Annotated in this window: 16 protein-coding genes; 8 read left to right on the top strand and 8 right to left on the bottom strand. The window is 46.4% G+C overall.

All coding sequences use genetic code 11. The annotated features are described in order from the left end of the window. Positions 1 to 103: 103 nt before the first annotated feature. Positions 104 to 1,084 carry a lipid A deacylase LpxR family protein gene (locus VV1_RS09895; protein ID WP_011079983.1) on the top strand — a complete coding sequence of 327 codons (981 nt, stop codon included), beginning with the start codon at positions 104 to 106 and terminating at the stop codon, positions 1,082 to 1,084. A gap of 82 nt (positions 1,085 to 1,166) precedes the next feature. Here VV1_RS09895 and VV1_RS09890 read toward each other — a convergent pair whose 3' ends face one another. After that, positions 1,167 to 3,047, bottom strand: a complete 1,881-nt coding sequence (locus tag VV1_RS09890) for a methyl-accepting chemotaxis protein (protein ID WP_011079982.1) — start codon at positions 3,045 to 3,047, stop codon at positions 1,167 to 1,169. A gap of 230 nt (positions 3,048 to 3,277) precedes the next feature. Between VV1_RS09890 and pflA the strand changes: the two genes are divergently transcribed. The 6 genes from pflA to VV1_RS09860 all read left to right on the top strand — a co-directional run bounded on the left by pflA (position 3,278) and on the right by VV1_RS09860 (position 10,532). Next, positions 3,278 to 4,018 carry a pyruvate formate lyase 1-activating protein gene (gene pflA, locus VV1_RS09885; protein ID WP_011079981.1) on the top strand — a complete coding sequence of 247 codons (741 nt, stop codon included), beginning with the start codon at positions 3,278 to 3,280 and terminating at the stop codon, positions 4,016 to 4,018. A 65-nt stretch (positions 4,019 to 4,083) separates the two neighbouring features. Further along, on the top strand, positions 4,084 to 4,749 hold the full coding sequence (locus VV1_RS09880) for an energy-coupling factor ABC transporter permease (protein ID WP_039469661.1): 666 nt from the start codon (positions 4,084 to 4,086) through the stop codon (positions 4,747 to 4,749). Between the two features lie 126 nt (positions 4,750 to 4,875). Then, a complete protein-coding gene (locus VV1_RS09875; protein WP_011079979.1) occupies positions 4,876 to 5,376 on the top strand; it encodes a YfbU family protein in 501 nt (166 codons plus the stop codon). A gap of 364 nt (positions 5,377 to 5,740) precedes the next feature. Continuing rightward, complete coding sequence (locus VV1_RS09870) at positions 5,741 to 7,675, top strand: PrkA family serine protein kinase (protein ID WP_011079978.1); 1,935 nt, start codon at positions 5,741 to 5,743, stop codon at positions 7,673 to 7,675. 43 nt (positions 7,676 to 7,718) lie between these two features. Continuing rightward, complete coding sequence (locus VV1_RS09865) at positions 7,719 to 8,990, top strand: YeaH/YhbH family protein (protein ID WP_011079977.1); 1,272 nt, start codon at positions 7,719 to 7,721, stop codon at positions 8,988 to 8,990. Between the two features lie 9 nt (positions 8,991 to 8,999). Continuing rightward, complete coding sequence (locus tag VV1_RS09860) at positions 9,000 to 10,532, top strand: SpoVR family protein (RefSeq protein WP_011079976.1); 1,533 nt, start codon at positions 9,000 to 9,002, stop codon at positions 10,530 to 10,532. Positions 10,533 to 10,567: 35 nt separating this feature from the next. On the opposite strand, the gene VV1_RS09855 is transcribed toward VV1_RS09860, so the two are convergent. The 6 genes from VV1_RS09855 to VV1_RS09830 all read right to left on the bottom strand — a co-directional run bounded on the left by VV1_RS09855 (position 10,568) and on the right by VV1_RS09830 (position 17,408). Further along, complete coding sequence (locus VV1_RS09855; RefSeq protein ID WP_011079975.1) at positions 10,568 to 11,356, bottom strand: GGDEF domain-containing protein; 789 nt, start codon at positions 11,354 to 11,356, stop codon at positions 10,568 to 10,570. 171 nt (positions 11,357 to 11,527) lie between these two features. Further along, positions 11,528 to 12,283, bottom strand: a complete 756-nt coding sequence (gene kdsB / locus VV1_RS09850; RefSeq protein WP_011079974.1) for a 3-deoxy-manno-octulosonate cytidylyltransferase — start codon at positions 12,281 to 12,283, stop codon at positions 11,528 to 11,530. After that, on the bottom strand, positions 12,283 to 12,462 hold the full coding sequence (locus VV1_RS09845) for a Trm112 family protein (protein WP_011079973.1): 180 nt from the start codon (positions 12,460 to 12,462) through the stop codon (positions 12,283 to 12,285). The genes kdsB and VV1_RS09845 overlap by 1 nt, the downstream gene beginning before the upstream one ends. After that, the gene (gene lpxK / locus VV1_RS09840; RefSeq protein WP_011079972.1) at positions 12,443 to 13,450 is read right to left on the bottom strand and encodes a tetraacyldisaccharide 4'-kinase; all 1,008 of its coding nucleotides are present in this window, start codon (positions 13,448 to 13,450) and stop codon (positions 12,443 to 12,445) included. The genes VV1_RS09845 and lpxK overlap by 20 nt, the downstream gene beginning before the upstream one ends. Then, positions 13,450 to 15,201, bottom strand: a complete 1,752-nt coding sequence (msbA, locus tag VV1_RS09835) for a lipid A ABC transporter ATP-binding protein/permease MsbA (RefSeq protein ID WP_011079971.1) — start codon at positions 15,199 to 15,201, stop codon at positions 13,450 to 13,452. Before msbA ends, lpxK begins: the two co-directional genes overlap by 1 nt. A 32-nt stretch (positions 15,202 to 15,233) precedes the next feature. Continuing rightward, positions 15,234 to 17,408, bottom strand: a complete 2,175-nt coding sequence (locus tag VV1_RS09830; protein ID WP_225480605.1) for a DNA internalization-related competence protein ComEC/Rec2 — start codon at positions 17,406 to 17,408, stop codon at positions 15,234 to 15,236. An 83-nt stretch (positions 17,409 to 17,491) separates the two neighbouring features. On the opposite strand from VV1_RS09830, the gene VV1_RS09825 reads away from it, so the two are divergent. Further along, positions 17,492 to 18,001, top strand: a complete 510-nt coding sequence (locus tag VV1_RS09825; RefSeq protein ID WP_011079969.1) for a DUF2062 domain-containing protein — start codon at positions 17,492 to 17,494, stop codon at positions 17,999 to 18,001. Between the two features lie 195 nt (positions 18,002 to 18,196). On the opposite strand, the gene lolE is transcribed toward VV1_RS09825, so the two are convergent. Then, complete coding sequence (gene lolE / locus VV1_RS09820) at positions 18,197 to 19,441, bottom strand: lipoprotein-releasing ABC transporter permease subunit LolE (protein ID WP_011079968.1); 1,245 nt, start codon at positions 19,439 to 19,441, stop codon at positions 18,197 to 18,199. Positions 19,442 to 19,447 lie beyond the last annotated feature (6 nt).

Genomic DNA, 19,447 nt, shown 5'->3' with positions numbered 1-19,447 from the left:
CAGCGAGTCATGGTCAAATCATTATTCCAACTATAATTGACGATATATTTTCGCTCAGAGAGACGCTTTTGCTGTATGATGTCGCCAAAAACACGGATTTAGTATGAAGTTGTCCAAGTCCCTATTTTTATTGCTGCTCTCACCGATGGCTTTTGCTTCGGTCAAATCAACAACCTCGTTCAGTCTCGATAACGATGGTATTTTTGGCGTAGACCAAGATTACACCAACGGTATTTTCTTTGCTTACGCCTCACCAGCTCTAAGTTCAGAACACCAAGTCAAACGTTTGAGTTTGGCGGATAAACAAGGTGGGTCTATTGATAAGTGGGAGTTTTCCATTGGCCACAAAATGTGGACCCCTTCTGATATTTCTCAGACAACCCCCACTCCAAATGATCGCCCCTATGCGGGCTACTTTCACGCAGAGCTCAACTACCTTTCTCTCCATCCACAACAAGCCGTGCGTTACAACCTAACATTAGGCACCACTGGCGAAAATGCGCTATCCGAAAAAGCGCAAAAGCTGGTGCATAGCATTACAGGCTCCACGGATCCAAATGGTTGGGAGTATCAAGTGGATGATTATTTTGCTGGTAGTGTTGGTTATCAACGCCATGACCTGCTGATGCGCTCTGCAAATCTCACGGAGTCGAATTGGGAAATGAGTCATATTTTCGAGGCCAACGCAGGTAATTTCCGCACAGATGTCGCGTCTGGTGTGATGTTTCGCTACGGTTCAGATTTAGCCAATACGCTTGGTGCAGCAAGCATTTCAACCGAGAATCCTTTTCACGCGAGCATGATGGGGAATTCGCCATACGGTTGGTTTGTCTATACCGGGCTTTCAACTCGTTATCGCTTTAATGACATCACATTAGAAGGTGAGCGCTCTGGATTGCCAGAGCCTTCCGACCAATATGATGTGACCATGCAACATTGGCAGAGTACTGCTGTAGCGGGTGTGGCATTGTATAACCGTCGTGTTGGCTTGAGTTTCGCGCTGTCAGCTAAGACCCCTGAATACAAAGAAGCGCCAGAACGAATCTACGGCAATGGTGCACTCTCTCTCTACGCCTTTTTCTAACGACAGGTTTTCCAACGCCAAAAGTTCGACTTAAAAAAAGCGGGATCATTGAGTTATCCCGCTTTTGCTTTTCAAGGTCAGATCAAATCGTGAATTTTTGACATTCATTACTCAACTGACGTGAACTGTCATCAACAAGCTGGCTGACGTCTCGCAGCTCACCATTGTTACTTTCCAGCTCACGCATCGCTTGAGAGATTTGCGTCATGCTATCTGCCATAGATTGACTGGTGGTGGCCAGTTCTTTGATCGATGAAAGAATAATCTCTGTTTGATGGTTAGCTTCATCGGCTTTGGCAGTAATGTGTTTGAGCGCATCCATCGCTTCATGCCCTTTTTGTTGGCCTTTTTCTATTGTTTGACCCGAGCTACTGATGTATTGGATAACCTCAGCACTTTCATTTTTCATGGTTTGAATGGTGCCAGTGATTTCACTCACCGCATCGACGGTACGGACCGCGAGGCTACGAACTTCATCGGCTACAACAGCAAAACCACGTCCTTGCTCCCCTGCACGGGCGGCTTCTATGGCAGCGTTGAGTGCCAGTAGGTTAGTCTGTTCAGCGATGCCGTTGATGATGTCCATCACCGAGTCAATTTTTGAGGACGCTTCTTCTAATTGACTGATGTGTCCAGCCGCCGAGTTGAGAATGTGTGCGACTTGCTCAAGTGAGCCAATCGCTTCTGAAATGATTTTTCCGCCATCTTCTGCCGCTTGGTTTGACGCTCGACTAATTTGGGTCACGAATTCCAGTGAATTAGACACCTCTTGCGTTGTCACGCTCACCTCTTCGGTTGCTGAGGCAAGCAGTTGGGTTTGGCCAAGGATCTCACCTTGGTGATGCGCGAATTTATCGAGCCCGACTCGCAGTTCTCCTGCATGTCCAGCCAGTGAATGACTGCTTTCTTGCACTTCAGAGACAAGTTTGCCGAGGTTTTCACAACTCTCATTGACCGACTGGGACAACTGATTAAACTCATCGTTCGCGTTACTACTGAGTGTCAATCGGCGAGACAAATCGCCATTGGAAACGGCTTTAATCACTTGGCTAATGCGGTCAAGTGAGCGGGTTAGCGACACACTGATGCTGAGGAAAATCACGATGGTAAACACCGCAAGTGCCGCCAATGCGATCAATACCGACCACTGTGTTTCACTCGCAGAAGATGCGGCTCGCTGTTGCTGATCGTCCGCGACCGCATTCAACTGCTCTGAAGCTTGTTGGATTAAGTTGATCGCCTCACGCTGGTTGTTTTTCAACTGCTGTTCAAGCGCACCCAATTGCTGAGAAAGCTCACTGACTCGAATAAACGTTTGTTTAAACTGTTCGATCTCTTTCTCATAGATATCCAACATGCCATAACTGTTTGAGACGTTAACGAACATCGCCATTGCACGATTAAACAATTTCATGTTCTGTTCATTTGGCTGCAACAAGTAATTTTGCTGGGTTTTGATCATGGCTTGAAAGTCGGAGTTAATCGTCACCATGCCTGTTTCTTCGATCTTCTGTTCGATAACCTTCGCCAGATCTTTTAGCTGGCCTAATTTGCCTTCATCAACATTAAAACCAAGTTCTGATTTAACGCTGAGCCACGGAGCCAGCGACTTGGCTAACGCATTCACCGCTTGCTGCATGTTGTCAGCTTGTGTAGTGAGGTCAAACTGGACGAGAGTTTCACCTGCTTGGCGAACGTTTTGCTCCAAATGCGTCACATCCGCTTGAATGGCATTCACTTGAGTGGCGGTCAGTTGACCCAGTTTCCCGGTTAACTGTAAAAGCTCTACTTGGGTTTGAGCGATCTGCCCTGCCCCAGTCGATACTCGACTACTTTGCGAATACTGATCGGTCAATGAGGTGAGTTGGTTAGAGGTATAAGCAGCAAGAGCAACAAAACCCAAAGTCAAAATACTCAAAAACAGCTGAATTTTACGTTTCTGAGAGAGCGCAAGCATATCCATGGTCTAATTCCCTACAGCACATTTTCTTATTGTAATAATTAACGTTATGTTTACATTTATAACAATAATCACAATCAACTCAAATGTCATTAGCCTGCCATCAGGTTTTTCTCATCATGCTAAGTCACTTTTCTTGCTCAGACGCTGATTCCCGTGTTTTGTATACTGTTTTAACCCCAGTTTTTGTAATAAAATAACAGCCGAAATTTGATAAGAATTGAGAGCTAGACATGACAACAACGGGTCGTATTCACTCTTTTGAATCCTGCGGAACGGTTGACGGACCAGGTATTCGTTTTATTGTTTTTATGCAGGGCTGTCTGATGCGTTGTATGTATTGCCACAACCGCGATACATGGGACACGCACGACGGTAAAGAGGTCACCGTAGAAGAGATCATCAAGGAAGCGAAATCTTATCGTCATTTTATGAACGCCTCTGGTGGTGGTATCACTTGTTCCGGTGGCGAAGCGATGCTGCAACCTGAATTCGTGCGCGATCTATTCCGCGCGGCGCATGCTGAAGGTATTCACACTTGTTTGGATACCAACGGTTATATCCGTAAGCACACTGACGTTGTTGACGAAGTATTAGAAGCAACCGATTTGGTGATGCTCGATATCAAACACATGAAAGATGAAATCCATCATGATTTCATCGGCGTTTCCAACCGTCGTACTCTCGATTTTGCTCGCTACTTGCATAAGATTGGGCAAACAACGTGGATTCGCTACGTTGTGGTACCGGGTTACACGGATGATCCTGAAGCGGCTCATATGCTTGGCGAGTTCATCAAAGACATGGACAACATCGAGAAGGTCGAATTGCTTCCTTACCATAAGCTTGGTGCTCACAAATGGGAAGCGTTGGGTCTAGAGTATCCACTGGAAGGGGTGAACCCACCACCAAAAGAGACGATGGATAATATTGTTTCTATCCTTTCGCAATACCATAGCAATGTGAAATACTAAGCACCGTATTCGTTATTCAATACCCACTTTAAGTGGGTATTGTTTTATCTACAGGTATGAATGACATGGATGTATTTGCCTTTCTTTGCTTAGGCGTTATCTTGCTGGTGATTGGGTTTGGTTGCAAAGATGACTTCCTCAAAACCTTTCTCCCGAAGCTAGTGGCAGACAAGCCTTTCCAACACATGACGTTTGCAGTGATGTTGCTGCTATTTTTGCTTTGGAATGCTCAAGCAGGAGTCAAAGAAGGGTTATACATCCATTTTCTTGCACTGACCACGCTCACCATGATGTTCGGCTGGAGAATGGCATTTTTGCTCACTCTTCCTGTCTACGCGTTACTCATCGCATTTGGTGATCTAACGATACAGCAGTTGCCAAGTACGATTCTCCTCTCTTCCCTCACCCCAATTCTGTTTTCTTACGCGGTTTTCGTACTCAGCTATCACTATTTGCCGAGAAACATCTTTGTGTTTATTTTTATTGCTGGTTTTTTCAACGCAGGGCTGACTGGCAGCGTTCACCTTCTCATTAATGCCCTTTATCATCTCTATGTTGGCCATTACGACTGGCAAACCATATGGCACAACTATTTCATTTTTATGCCTCTGCTCGCCTTTCCTGAAGCGCTACTCAATGGGATGTCTTTGGCCGTGCTCTGCGTCTTTAAACCAGAGTGGCTACGCGTCTTTTCAGACCGTGATTACATTTACAACCACTACCGAAAATAGTGCTCAGATCAACAAACAAATTTTCCATTTTTCCCATTAAAACTGTGTTGAGATCATGTTTCATCGTGTGATGTTCCGCTAACCTAACGTCAACAACACAATTAGAGAATATATAGTGAGGTCACCATGGAAATGTCGAATGCACAACGATTGATCCTATCCAACCAGTACAAGTTGATGTCTCAGCTCGACCCTGAAAATGCCGAAAAATATCAACGTTTTCAGACCATCGTTGAGCGTGGCTATGAGCTGCAAATGCGTGAGTTGAACAAAGATTACGGCTGCATCACTGAAGCACTTTGTAAAGAAATTATCGATGTGATGGAAATGTACCATGCAATGCAAGAGTCTTTCCGCATGCTCGATGCGGATGAATCTACCCAGGTTGATCAGCGTCGCCTTCAGTTCCTCGGTTTTGATATTGCCTCTGAAGCACAATTGGTTCACTACGTTCGATTCTTAACCGAATCTGAAGGTCTCTACCCTCAATTTGACAAAGGCGACCACCACTTCAACAGCCAAATGCCGATGCTGGAAAAATACCGCCGCATGTTGGCGACTTGGCGCAAGTGCCCTCGTCAATACCACTTATGTGCGACAGAACTGCGCCAAATTTTTAATGCCTAGTTTGAGCGCTTAGCGTTTAACGCTTCGCGGACAAACAGATTGATTTCAAATAGAAAGGTTGACCAGCGTCAGCCTTTTTTGCGTATTCAAGACAAAAAAATCCCAATTTACACGACAAAAAACTTCAATACTAAGTTAGCAGTATCCATTCTTTCAATTATCTAACTTTCCTTGTCTCACCTTGGTTCAAACTCTTTGATTAGGAAAAAAACCCGCCAGAACAGTAAGCAACAAACTCTCACCTATCTTAAATAAATGCATAATTTATTGGGCAAAATTGAAAATCCCCGTCTAGGCTTATCAATGAGAAGGGACGATATTTGCCAACGTTCGTCAGCAGACCGAATAAGAAGGGGAATGTGACATGAGTATTTTTGACCACTATCAAGCGCGCTATGAAGCTGCAAAAGATGAAGAGATGTCGATACAGGACTTTCTTGCACTTTGTAAAGATGACAAAAGTGCCTATGCGAATGCCGCTGAACGACTTCTTATGGCCATCGGAGAACCTGAGTTAGTCGATACGTCGATGCATCCACGATTAAGCCGTATTTTCTCTAACCGTGTGATTTCACGCTATAAAACCTTTAAAGATTTCTATGGAATGGAAGAAGCGATTGAACAGATCGTCTCCTACCTAAAACACGCCGCTCAAGGGCTGGAAGAACGCAAGCAGATCCTTTACCTACTGGGCCCTGTGGGCGGTGGTAAATCGTCGCTGGCAGAAAAGCTCAAAGCATTAATGCAACAAATGCCGATTTACGTGCTCACCGCCAACGGGAAACGCAGCCCTGTAAACGACCACCCTTTCTGCTTATTTGACGTCAATGAAGATGGCGAAATATTGCAAAAAGAATATGGCATCGAAAAACGTTATTTACGCTCCATCATGTCACCTTGGGCAGCTAAACGTCTGCATGAGTTTGGTGGGGATATCAGTCAGTTTAAAGTCGTGAAGGTTCGCCCTTCCATTCTCGATCAAATCGGTATCGCAAAAACCGAACCGGGCGATGAAAACAACCAAGACATCTCATCATTGGTCGGTAAAGTGGACATCCGCAAACTCGAACATTATTCGCAAGACGATCCCGACGCGTACAGCTACTCTGGTGCGTTATGTAAAGCAAACCAAGGTTTGATGGAGTTTGTAGAGATGTTTAAAGCACCCATCAAGGTGCTCCACCCTCTCTTGACGGCGACTCAAGAAGGCAACTTTAACGGTACTGAGGGACTTTCTGCGATTCCATTTGAAGGCATGATATTGGCTCACTCCAATGAATCCGAGTGGCAGACTTTCCGTAACAACAAAAACAATGAAGCGTTTTTGGACCGCGTCTATATCGTCAAAGTCCCTTACTGTTTACGCGTTTCTGAAGAAGTGAAAATTTACCAGAAATTGCTAGAGCACTCTGAGCTTTCCAAAGCGCCATGTTCACCCAGTACGCTAGAACTGTTGGCTCAATTCAGTATTCTTTCCCGCCTCAAAGAGCCGGAAAACTCGTCCATTTTCTCTAAAATGCGGGTATACGATGGCGAAACGTTGAAAGATACCGATCCAAAAGCCAAGAGCTATCAAGAGTACCGCGATTATGCGGGCGTGGACGAAGGCATGAAGGGGCTCTCAACGCGCTTTGCGTTCAAGATTCTCTCTCGTGTGTTTAACTTCGACCAAACTGAAGTGGCCGCTAACCCTGTCCACCTCTTCTATGTCATCGAACAGCAAGTGGAGCGTGAGCAGTTCCCGCAAGAAACGGCTGAACGTTACTTGGAATTCTTGAAAGGCTACTTGGTGCCTCGCTACGTCGAGTTCATCGGTAAAGAAATTCAAACCGCTTACCTTGAATCTTATTCCGAATATGGTCAGAACATCTTTGATCGCTATGTCACGTACGCAGACTTCTGGATCCAAGATCAAGAATACCGCGATCCAGAAACGGGGCAGCTGTTTGACCGCTCGGCCTTAAACGGTGAGTTGGAGAAAATTGAGAAAACAGCGGGCATCTCTAATCCAAAAGATTTCCGTAATGAAATCGTTAACTTTGTGCTTCGTGCGAAAGCCAGTAATAACGGTCAAAACCCTGTGTGGACCAGCTATGAAAAACTTCGCACTGTGATCGAGAAGAAAATGTTCTCCAATACCGAAGATCTTCTTCCTGTTATCTCCTTTAACGCAAAAACCTCTTCTGAAGACCAGAAGAAACACGATGACTTTGTCGCTCGTATGATGGAAAAAGGCTACACCGAGAAACAAGTTCGCTTGCTTTCTGAGTGGTACCTGCGCGTACGTAAATCGTCCTAACCCGGATGTGAGTTAGGTCTGTGGAACATGAGAGGGGAATTTCATGGCGCAATTTATAGACCGTAGGCTCAATGGCAAGAACAAGAGCGCTGTCAACAGACAGCGCTTCATGAGACGCTATAAAGAGCAGATAAAAGAGTCGGTAGCGGACGCGGTGAATCGTCGCTCGATCACCAATACGGAGACGGGTGAGGACGTTGCTATTCCGCACAAAGACATCAAAGAGCCTCTTTTCCATCAAGGTAAAGGGGGGTTAAGAGAACGTGTCCATCCTGGCAATGACCAGTTCATTACCGGCGATAAAATCGAAAGACCCAAAGGTGGCCAAGGAGGCGGTGGCGCTGGAGACGGTGATGCCAGTGCTGATGGCGAAGGGCAAGACGATTTTGTTTTCCAAATTTCCAAAGATGAGTACTTAGACCTGTTATTTGAAGACTTGGCTTTGCCAAATCTAAAGAAAAATCAGGTGAACAAAATTACCGAGTGGAAGAAACACCGCGCGGGCTATCAAACCGCAGGGATGCCTTCCAACATTTCTATTGTGCGCTCCTTGCAACAATCCCTTGCGCGTCGCACCGCAATGTCTGCGGGCAAAAAGCGTTTATTGCACGAGCTAGAGCTGGAGTTGGAACGCATCCAGAATCAAGAGCCCGCACAAAAGCTGGAGGAAATGAAACTTAAACAAGAAATCGCAGAACTGCGTAAAGCGATTGAAAGCGTGCCCTTTATCGATACGTTTGACTTACGTTTCAAAAACTATGAGCGCAAGCCCGTTCCTTCAAGCCAAGCCGTCATGTTTTGTCTGATGGACGTTTCAGGCTCCATGGATCAAGCGACTAAAGACATTGCCAAGCGCTTTTATGTGCTGCTCTATCTGTTCCTTAATCGTACGTATGAAAACGTGGAAGTGGTGTTTATACGTCACCATACGCAAGCAAAAGAGGTCGATGAGCACGAGTTTTTCTACTCACAAGAAACCGGGGGCACCATCGTTTCCAGTGCTCTGAAATTGATGGATGAAATTGTTAAAGCTCGCTATCCCGTTGGCGAATGGAACATCTACGCTGCACAAGCTTCTGATGGGGATAACTGGGCTGACGATTCACCTCGTTGCAAAGAGTTGTTAACCAGCAAGTTGTTACCTAACTGCCAATACTACGCCTATATCGAAATTACTCGACGTTCACACCAAACGCTGTGGCATGAATATGAAAAGCTTGAGGAGAGCTTTGATAATTTTGCGATGAAGAATATTCGCAGCGTTGAAGACATCTTCCCGGTATTCAGAGAGCTGTTTCACAAGGAAACGGCATAGGAGGCCCGTATGACAACCAAGACAAAGAAAAAAAGCAAGATGTTGCCAGATGGGCCAGACTGGACCTTTGATCTGTTGGAAAAATACCATACCGAGATCAAACGTGTCGCTGAGCATTACCGCCTAGATACCTATCCTAATCAGATCGAAGTCATTACCTCTGAGCAGATGATGGATGCGTATTCAAGTATCGGTATGCCGATTAATTATAATCACTGGTCTTTCGGTAAAAAATTCATCCAGACCGAACAAAATTACAAACATGGCCAAATGGGGCTCGCATACGAAATCGTCATTAACTCCAACCCTTGTATTGCCTATTTAATGGAAGAAAATACCGTTACGATGCAGGCGTTAGTGATTGCTCACGCCAGCTACGGACACAACTCGTTCTTCAAAGGTAACTACCTGTTCCAAACTTGGACCGATGCCAGCTCGATCATTGATTACTTATTGTTTGCGAAGAAATACATTGCCGATTGTGAAACCAAATATGGCGAAACCGAAGTCGAGAAGTTACTCGATTCTTGCCATGCCCTGATGAACTATGGGGTTGATCGTTACAAACGCCCAGAGAAGATATCCATCAATGAGGAGAAAGCTCGACAAGAAGAGCGAGAGGCCTATCTGCAATCTCAGGTCAATGAGCTTTGGAGAACGGTGCCTAAGGCCAAATCGAAGGAAGAACAAAGCAAAATTCACTTCCCGAGTGAGCCACAAGAGAACATCCTTTATTTCATTGAGAAGCACGCGCCACTGCTCGAACCTTGGCAACGCGAAATCGTACGTATCGTGCGCAAGATAAGCCAATATTTTTACCCACAGAAACAGACGCAAGTGATGAACGAAGGATGGGCAACGTTTTGGCACTACACCATTCTCAACCATCTTTATGATGAAGGGATTGTCTCAGACAAATTTATCTTAGAGTTTTTGCACAGCCATACTAGTGTGGTTGCTCAACCGCCCTATAACAGTCCTTACTTTAGCGGCATCAACCCTTATGCGTTAGGCTTTGCGATGTTCCGTGACATCAAGCGCATCTGCGAAGAACCGACAGATGAGGACAAAGAGTGGTTCCCTGATTTGGCAGGCAGCGACTGGCTCGATGCGGTGCATTTCGCCATGCGCAACTTTAAAGATGAGAGCTTCATCAGTCAGTATTTATCTCCCAAACTCATCCGCGATTTTAAACTGTTTGCGATTCAAGATGATGACCGAAGAAACTTCATCGAAGTGAATGCTATCCATGATGATATGGGTTATCGAAAAATTCGGGAAACCTTGGCTGCGCAATACAACCTAGCCAACCTAGAACCTAATATCCAAGTCTACAAAGTCGATGTGCGTGGCGATCGCTCTTTAACCCTGCAATACGTCCCGCATAATCGCATTCCTCTGGACAAGAGCTACAACGAGGTGATGAAGCACTTATATCGTTTGTGGGGGTTTGACGTTATTTTGGAAGAAGTAAAAGAGACGGGCCACAAAGAAATCCTGGCAACCTGCCCTCAACGTACTGAGTACGACAGTAAGATCTAACTTAGCCGTTAGCGAGCATTTACCGATTGGCCCACCTAACGGTGGGCTTTCTTCATCTGATACATACGCTCATCTGCCAATTTGGCGCGTGTCGAAAGATCCCCTTCACCAAGCTCTGACAGACCATAAGAAAAGTGGATGTCGCGTTTAGCGCACATGGTGTGTAACGCGTCCATCACCAACAACGTGCGTTTGGGCTGCAACAATAAAATAAATTCATCCCCACCGACACGAAAAGCATATTCATCGTCTTTGGTTGCTTTGGTGAGCAATTGGGAAAACTGGATGATCAGCTCATCTCCTGCATCGTGCCCTTGCGTATCATTGACCACTTTGAGGTCATTGAGATCGATGTAAACCAAATTGAGCTGTTCTTGGCTAAATCGCTCCAAATAGCGGCGATTGTATAACCCTGTTAAGGAATCTCGATGGATTTCATGATCTTTGGCTTTGATCAGCCTATCAATGCCAAAGGCAATGCTCGCCACAGCCACCAACATTCCCCCTTGCTCAATGATGTTATCCAATACTTCGTGCCGATTACTCCAATCTGCCAGCCAGTCCACTTCGGTCAATACATCGTACAATGCGACAAATAAGATAAGATTCACACCAACCGTAATGGAGCGTGTCGATGTAATAGAGCGGCTGATCGCCGCACGGATATACACCAGTACCGCAAAATAGGCAGATTCGGTTAGCACATCAATAGGATGCTCGACATAAAAGAAAGGGGTAACACTGGTCAGATTTAGGCAAAGAAAGGTGATAAGAGCGAGGTACACTGCTCGTCTGGAAACATTGATGTAATTTTTAGAGGCCATCTATCATCGCTCTTAGCAAGATCACTGCGCTTAACTAAAGCATAGACGCTAACAGAGACGCCAACCGTCCAATTGCGCCAGAGGTGACGCTAAAATTTGGGAATACTAACAACAAAAATGGCCAGAGCCCAAACTCCAGCCATTCCGTTCATCTAACGCATCTCGCCCTAATCAGCTCTTAGCGGCGATGAGCTCACGAACCAACTCTAGATCCTCTGGCGTATCAACACCCGCTGGAGGTGCTTCTTTGGCTAGCTCAACATGGATTTTTTCACCATACCAAAGTACTCGCAGTTGCTCGAGACACTCTATTTTCTCTAAGCTACTCGGTTGCCAATTAACGTAGGTATTAATGAAACCCGCACGGTAGGCGTAGATACCGATGTGGCGCATCAGAGAGTGCTCTGTGAGAACTTCACCACGTGCAAAGGCATCACGATCCCAAGGAATCGTCGCGCGACTGAAATAAAGCGCGTAGCCTTCTTTGTCTGTCACCACTTTAACTGCATTCGGGTTAAACACTTCTTCTTCTGAAGTTATCGCCACCCCTAATGTGGCCATTGGTGCAGAGCTTGCTGCCAGATTTTCCGCGACTTGGCGAATGATGCTAGGTGGGATTAACGGCTCATCGCCTTGAACATTCACTACAATGTGATCGTCAGCGATGCCCATTAATTGGACCACTTCCGCCAAACGCTCTGTGCCAGATTCATGGTTTGGCGAGGTCATACACACCTTACCACCAAACACAGCAACAGCATCAGCGACACGTTGATCATCGGTGGCAATAATTACATCTTGCGCGCCCGCCTGAATCGCTTGTTCATACACCCACTGAACCATGGGCTTACCAGCAATATCTGCCAGCGGTTTGCCCGGTAAACGGGTTGATTGGTAACGCGCTGGGATGACAACGGTAAATGACATTAGCGCCCCTCATCCATTCCCATGCTGCGAGCTTCCGGCTCAAGCAAAACAGGAATGCCTTCTTTAATTGGATAAGCCAAGCGATCGAGCTTGCAAATCAGCTCTTGGTTTTCTTTATCAAAAGTCAGTTTACCTTTGCACACTGGGCACGCGACAATCTCAAGCAGTCGATGATCCATATTCTTTTACTACCTCTGTTATTCTTTGCAATATTCTCTGCTGATCGTGTGACGAAAACTGAGCAGAGACGGGTAAATACCACCAATTATTTTGTGCGAAGCGACGACACTTTACCGCGTCCTTTTCCGTCATAATGACATTTTTGCCCTGATGGGCCAGCTTCGCGATGGCTTCTGGGTCGAAGTCTTGATGATCGGCAAAACCTTGGCTGACCACGACATCAGCCCCCAATTGTTCTAGCGTTTTAAAAAAACGTGGGGGGTGACCAATACCAGCAAAAGCGACCAAGGACGCCAATTCATTCACCGTGACTTTCTCACCCGTCATCAAATTAACGGCCATATCTGGCATCAAGCTCATCGCGATTTCACCTTGGTGGGCATCCCCGCCATTGGTGATAATAAAATCCACGTTTTGCAAACGGGACGTTGGCTCGCGCAGTGGGCCGAGCGGGATCAACTGTTGGTTACCAAATCGACGTTGACCATCCACAACCACCACTTCGATGTCTCTTTGCAGCGCGTAATGCTGTAGTCCATCATCTGTAACAATGATATTGGCCCCAAGTTCTATCAAGCGCTTTACTGCATTGGGCCGAATGGGGTCAACCGCAACCAAAGCCCCCGTTCGTTCAAATATCAGTTTAGGCTCATCACCACAGTGAGAGGTTAAACTCTCTGAATCCACCACCATCGGATACACTGGTGCTTTTGCACCATAGCCACGAGAGACCACACCCGGCTTAAAGCCAAGCTGTTGCAGTTTTTCGACCAACCAAATGACGACCGGAGTTTTGCCATTGCCACCAGCGGTAATATTACCGACCACGATGACAGGTATACTCGCTTGAAAAGACGCTTTTGCACCTCGCTGATACGCTGCTTTCTGACGACGGCTAATCGCACCAAACAACAGCGATAATGGCCACAACAGTGGCCATAAAAGGTATTTTACAGGATGGTTTTCAAACCAGATCTTTTCAATCACTACCCTTCACCAAACTGAATGCGATGCAATTGCGCGTAAGCGCCATCTTTTTCGATAAGTTCAGAGTGCGAACCCCGTTCAACAACGGAACCATCGTCAATCACTAAGATTTGATCGGCCTTTTCAATGGTTGACAGGCGGTGAGCAATCACCAACACCGTCTTGTTCTTTTGCAACTCATCCAATGCCGATTGGATTGCACGTTCTGATTCGGTATCCAGTGCAGAGGTCGCTTCATCAAGAATCAGCACAGGGGCATCACGTAACAAGGCACGAGCAATCGCAACGCGCTGACGCTGTCCACCCGATAGGCTTGCACCGTTTTCACCAACCATGGTGTCGAGTCCATTTTCCATCTTCGAAATGAACTCCATCGCGTGTGCTAACTCTGCGGCGCGTTCGATGTCTTCGCGGCTGTATTTATCACCCGCTGCGTAAGCGATATTGTTGGCAATGGTGTCGTTAAATAGGTGCACATTTTGCGACACCAGCGCAAATTGTGTACGTAAGTTTTTCAACTCATAATCACGAACATCTACACCATCGAGCTGAATTTCACCTGAATCGACATCATAGAAACGAGTAAATAAGTTAGCGATGGTACTCTTACCAGAGCCTGATCGCCCAACCAATGCCACCGTTTTCCCTCGCGGAATGTCAAAAGAGACATGCGACAAGGCAGGTTTTTCAGCGCCTTCATAGGTAAAGGAGATGTCTTTGACATTAACCTCACCTTTTGCTCGTTCAACACTGTATGTACCGGTATTTTTCTCTGGCTCTAGATCGACCAAAGCAAACAGGGTTTGTGCCGCCGCCATACCACGTTGGAACTGCGATGTAACATTGGTCAATGCTTTAAGTGGACGCATTAGACCAAACATCGCGGAGAAAACCACGGTAAAGGTACCTGGGGTCAGTTGATCTTTAATAGTATCGACACTGGCCAAATACAAAACCACGACGATGGCAATAGAAGCGATCATTTGAATGATTGGGTTAGCCGCGGCTTGGGCGGTGATAAGCTTCATACTTTGCTGGCGCATTTGGTTACTCACTACATCAAAGCGAGATTTTTCTACCTCTTGCCCTCCGTAGCTCAATACGACTTTATGACCTTTAAGCATCTGCTCAGCAGAACTTGTTACAATGCCCATCGTGGTCTGCATATTTTTAGAGATTTTTCTAAAGCGCTTGGAAACAAAGCCAATTGCCCAAGCGACAACCGGTGCCACTAAAATGAGTACCAAAGAAAGCTGCCAACTGTTGTAGAACATCAAAACCAACAGACCGATAATGCTCGTTCCTTCTCGAACAATGCTAACCAATGCTTGGCTCGTTGCCGCTGAAACCTGCTCGGAATCGTAAGTGATGCGAGAGAGTAAGCTGCCAGATTTTTCTTTATCAAAGTAAGAAACAGGCATCTGCATGTAGTGGTTAAATACCATGCGACGTACTTGCATTACGACATTGCCAGAAACCCAGCTCAAACAGTAAGTAGAAACAAAGCTACTGATACCTCGAATGAACATCAAACCAAAAACGAGGAGAGGCAGAGTGCGGAGAAAATCAGATTCAGCGCTGCCAAATCCTTCATCTAAAAGCGGTTTTAATAAAGAGACCATGTAGGTGTCTGAAACCGCATTGATGATCAATGCCACAACGGCAACGGCCAATCCTGATTTGTACAGTCGGATAAAAGTCCACAAGCGTTTAAAGGTACGCCAAGTCGATTCATCGGTATTAATTGACATAAATGAATGATTCTTTTTCTTCAAGTAGGCCGCTATTCTACTTGGTTACGCAGCATCTGCCTATACCAAGCGTTGAAAGTGTCGCGTCTTGAGACGATTCGCCAGTTTCTCTGTTCCACATACAACGTTATCTGACCCAGCTCACCAGTATCAAACCACTGCGTGCGATGTCGTCGATAAGTCTCGACCACTTTCGGTTGTGGCATCCCCCACTGATTTCCTTTTGCCAACGAGGCGATTGCCACACCTGCCTGGACGGCGTTCACAAAAGGCTCAATCGACGAAGTTTGACTGCCATGATGCGGCACCAATACCACATCGCTGTTTAGCTGTTCAGGATCACGAATCAGAATCCACTCAGCCAAAGCGTCAATATCACCAGTCATCAAAAATGAAAACTGATTTTCCTCATCCTCCATACGAATCACACAGGAGTGGGGATTGTAGGCACGAGTCACTTGCCTTGGCGGCCAAAGCACGGTCATTTTAAGCCCTTGCCACTCAAAGTCATGACCTTTAACACACGGAAAATCACTCAAGTAATGACTACTCCTTACCCATTGTGGGCGCATGTTTTGCTGCAAATAGGGCAAGCCGCCTGCATGATCGTCATCTTGATGGCTGATGATCACCCCATCAAGGCTTCTACTACCCCGACTCAATAAAATAGGCTCAATCACTTGCTGCGCAATACTTCCACCATGCCAAGACTTTCCAGTGTCATAAAGCAGCGTTTTACCGTCTTTCTCAATCAATACGGCGAGCCCATGGCCAACATCTAAAACGTCAATTCGGGTGCGAGAAAGAGAGTGAACCGATAGTGAAGAAATGCTGAGCAAAATGATCAGAACAACAGAAAGTTGCCAGCGAATAAAATGTCTCAGCATCACAGCGAGCGCGCACAACGCGACCAACACCACCTGAAAAGAAGACAGCCCCCACCAACCTAAGTGGGCGTAAGGCATAGCGTAAGTTAATGGCCATAAACTTAAATCCGCTAACTGCCATAGCATACTGGCTACAGGCATCATATCCAGCGCAGTCAGCACGAGTGCAACAAAGATAACAGGCACCACCACCAAACTAAACCAGGGAATAAACAGGAAGTTATACAGCCAGGCGGCCAGACTCAAACCGGAAAAGAAGTAAGCAGTCACAGGTGCGAGATAAAGCAGCAGCATACCTTGGATGCAAAATACGCTTTTCATTTTGCCAATCCAAGATGAAGACGACTCACGGAGATCAACCACCAGAAAGACGCAACTGACAGCAAGAAACGAGAGCCAGAGACTGGTAGAAAGGGCAGAAAATGGCGACATCGCAAGACAAAAGGCCAGTGCCAACAGCAAGACTGTCCAACGACCGACTTGCCCCGACGTAAACGAGAACAAGGCGACTAACGTGACAAAGACAATGGCTCTTTGCGTTGGCAGAGTAAAACCAGCCAGCCACGCATAACTCCAACTGAGACTCAGTCCAATAGCCAACGGCAGCCAAACAAGAGTAAGCCGTCCAAAACGCAACCAATGCCCGAGCCAGTAACCGATACCAAAAGCCATACCAATGTGCAGCCCTGAGATAGAAAGTAGATGTATCAAACCACTTTGCTTGAGTTGCTGCCATTGCTCGTCGGTAATGTCGTCGCGAAGACCAAAGCTTAAGCCAAGTAAATAACCGGTATGATCGCTACGAACCAGTAGCTGCTGAGCTTTTTCGATCAGCGCTTGTCGCCCTCCCTTCACGGAGACCAAACGCCAAGAGCGAGAATCATCAATAGTTGCCCGTCCAACGATGCCTTGGCTGACAGCAAAACGTTCGGCATCAAACCCTGCTTCATTGAGTAACCCATAGACTCGTTTTAGAGTCACATGCGCTACGATTTGATCCCCCTGCCCAAGAGGAATGGGTGAGATCAAACGCACTTTAGGTCGCAGGGTCCACACTAAATGACTATTATTTATTGCTGTGATGCTAACAACACCTTCATAACCGTGACTTATTTGCTTAAAAGGGCTGTCAACGGCGCCATTTATGGTAATATTCTCCCCTGCCTGAAATAGGGTCTTTACTTGCCATTGCATAAGGTTACCAGCCGAAATGGCAATCAAAAGTGCGATGGTCACCCCCAGCAAGTAACGACACGTTTTGCGCACAATAATGATAAAGATGGCAACAACAATTAGCATTAACCAAGGCCAGGAAGGCATAAGCGGCCAGTAGCTTGCCGAAATAAGGGTTGCTGAAAAAGAAGCCAATAACCAATTGTTACCTAAGAGAGTCATGTTGTCCCATGCCTAGAAAGCTAATTAAACGCTTTATGCCTGACCATGAAGTAATCAAACGCCAAAAAGCGCTGAAAGTGTTCGGCAATGTTTTATACAACCCTAATCTATGGTGTTTGAATCGTCGCTCCGCTGCGGGTGCGTTTGCCGTTGGTTTGTTTATGGCGTTTGTCCCTCTGCCGAGCCAGATGATCATGTCTGCTGGGTTAGCCATTTTTCTTGGCGTAAATTTGCCACTGTCTGTCGCTCTCGTGTGGGTAAGTAACCCAGTCACCATGCCCGTGCTGTTCTACTTTGCGTATAAGCTCGGCGCCTTTGTGATGAACGTGCCTCCGCAGCCATTTCACTTTGAGCTCTCTTGGGATTTCATTCTCGACCAAATGAGTACCATTGGTCCTCCATTTTTATTGGGTTGCGCCATTTGTGGTGTTGTCTCTGCCATCGTCGGCTACTTTGGCATACGAGGCTTGTGGCGTTATTCCGTGGTAAGAAGTTGGCAAAAGCGTCAAACAAGATAACGATCTTCACCCTCCATTGCAGAGAGTCAGTGTGATTTTCCGATAGAAATGCCACTTCCATTGCAACGTCGGGTAATCAAAGTTTGATTTATCTCGTGGACCACGAAAAAACACCAAGGTTGCCAATCGCTAACCGGACACCTAAAACAAAAGGACCATTCTGGTCCTTTTGTTTATCTATCATTCTGTTGTCGGCTATTTGCTGCTCAGTACAGCGGCAGGTTTAAGCTTTGCCGCCCGTGCTGCTGGGTACCAAGTGGCAACAATACTCAGAACAATGGCCGTGCCAGACACCAATAACACATCATCTACACGCAGTTGAGAAGGCAAAAAATCGACAAAGTAAATGTCACCGGATAAAAACTGATGACCAATGACTCGCTCAAGGCCCTTAATGAGAGTGGTAAGATTCAGCGCCACTAAGACACCGACAACACTGCCTAACACACTGCCAAGCACGCCAGAAAACACCCCTTGCCAGACAAAAATGCGCTTAATCAAACCATCGCCAGCCCCCATGGTGCGTAAAATGGCAATTTCGCTCGCACGATCTTTCACCGCCATCATCAAGGTGGAAACAATGTTAAAGCACGCCACCCCAATCACTAGCACCATGACTAAGTACATGATGGTTCTGACGAGTTGAATGTCTCGATACAAAAAACCAAACTGCTGTTGCCAGCTACGAAGGTAGACATAAACGTCAATCTGTCGTCCTACTTCTCGCACAATCGCTTGTGCATTAAGCACATCATTGGTTTTCAGCGCAATGCCAGTGACACCTTCACCCAGATGATTGTATTGCTGTGCATCCGCCATCGGCAGCAACACTAAATTGTGATCAATTTGACCATTGAGTGTCAGCATACCCGTCACTTTGACTCGAACGCGTTTAGGCGCTTGAACTTTAGTGCTTTCACCGGTTTGAGGAATCAACAAGGTGACATAATCGCCAACGTCCACACCCAGCTCGTTTGCTACGCCTCGCCCGACAATGACCTGATTTTGCCCCGGTAAAAACTGACTCCACGCTTGCTGGTCAATAAATTGAGACATGGTCGAGACCGCTTGTTCAAAATCTGGCTCGACACCTCTCACTTCCACCGCTTTGAGCTTGTTGCCCCGCTCAACCAAACCGGTAAATTTGACATAAGGAGCCGCAGCCACCACTTTGGGGTTGGCCACCGCTTGAGTCATCACCGATTGCCAATTTTCCACCGGTGCACGAACGCCTTCCAGCTCCGCGTGTGGAATGACCGACAGCACGCGAGATTGCAACTCGCGCTCAAAGCCATTCATTGCCGATAGACCAATAATAATCACCGCCACGCCCACCGCAATACCGATGGTCGAGGAGAGAGAAATAAACGACACCATTTTGTTACGTTGTTTGGCTTGGCTAAAGCGACGGCCAATCAACAGTGCCAAAGATGAAAACATCGACCC

Source organism: Vibrio vulnificus CMCP6, from assembly GCF_000039765.1.
GTDB lineage: Bacteria > Pseudomonadota > Gammaproteobacteria > Enterobacterales > Vibrionaceae > Vibrio > Vibrio vulnificus_B.
This window is presented reverse-complemented; position numbering and strand designations above follow the sequence as displayed.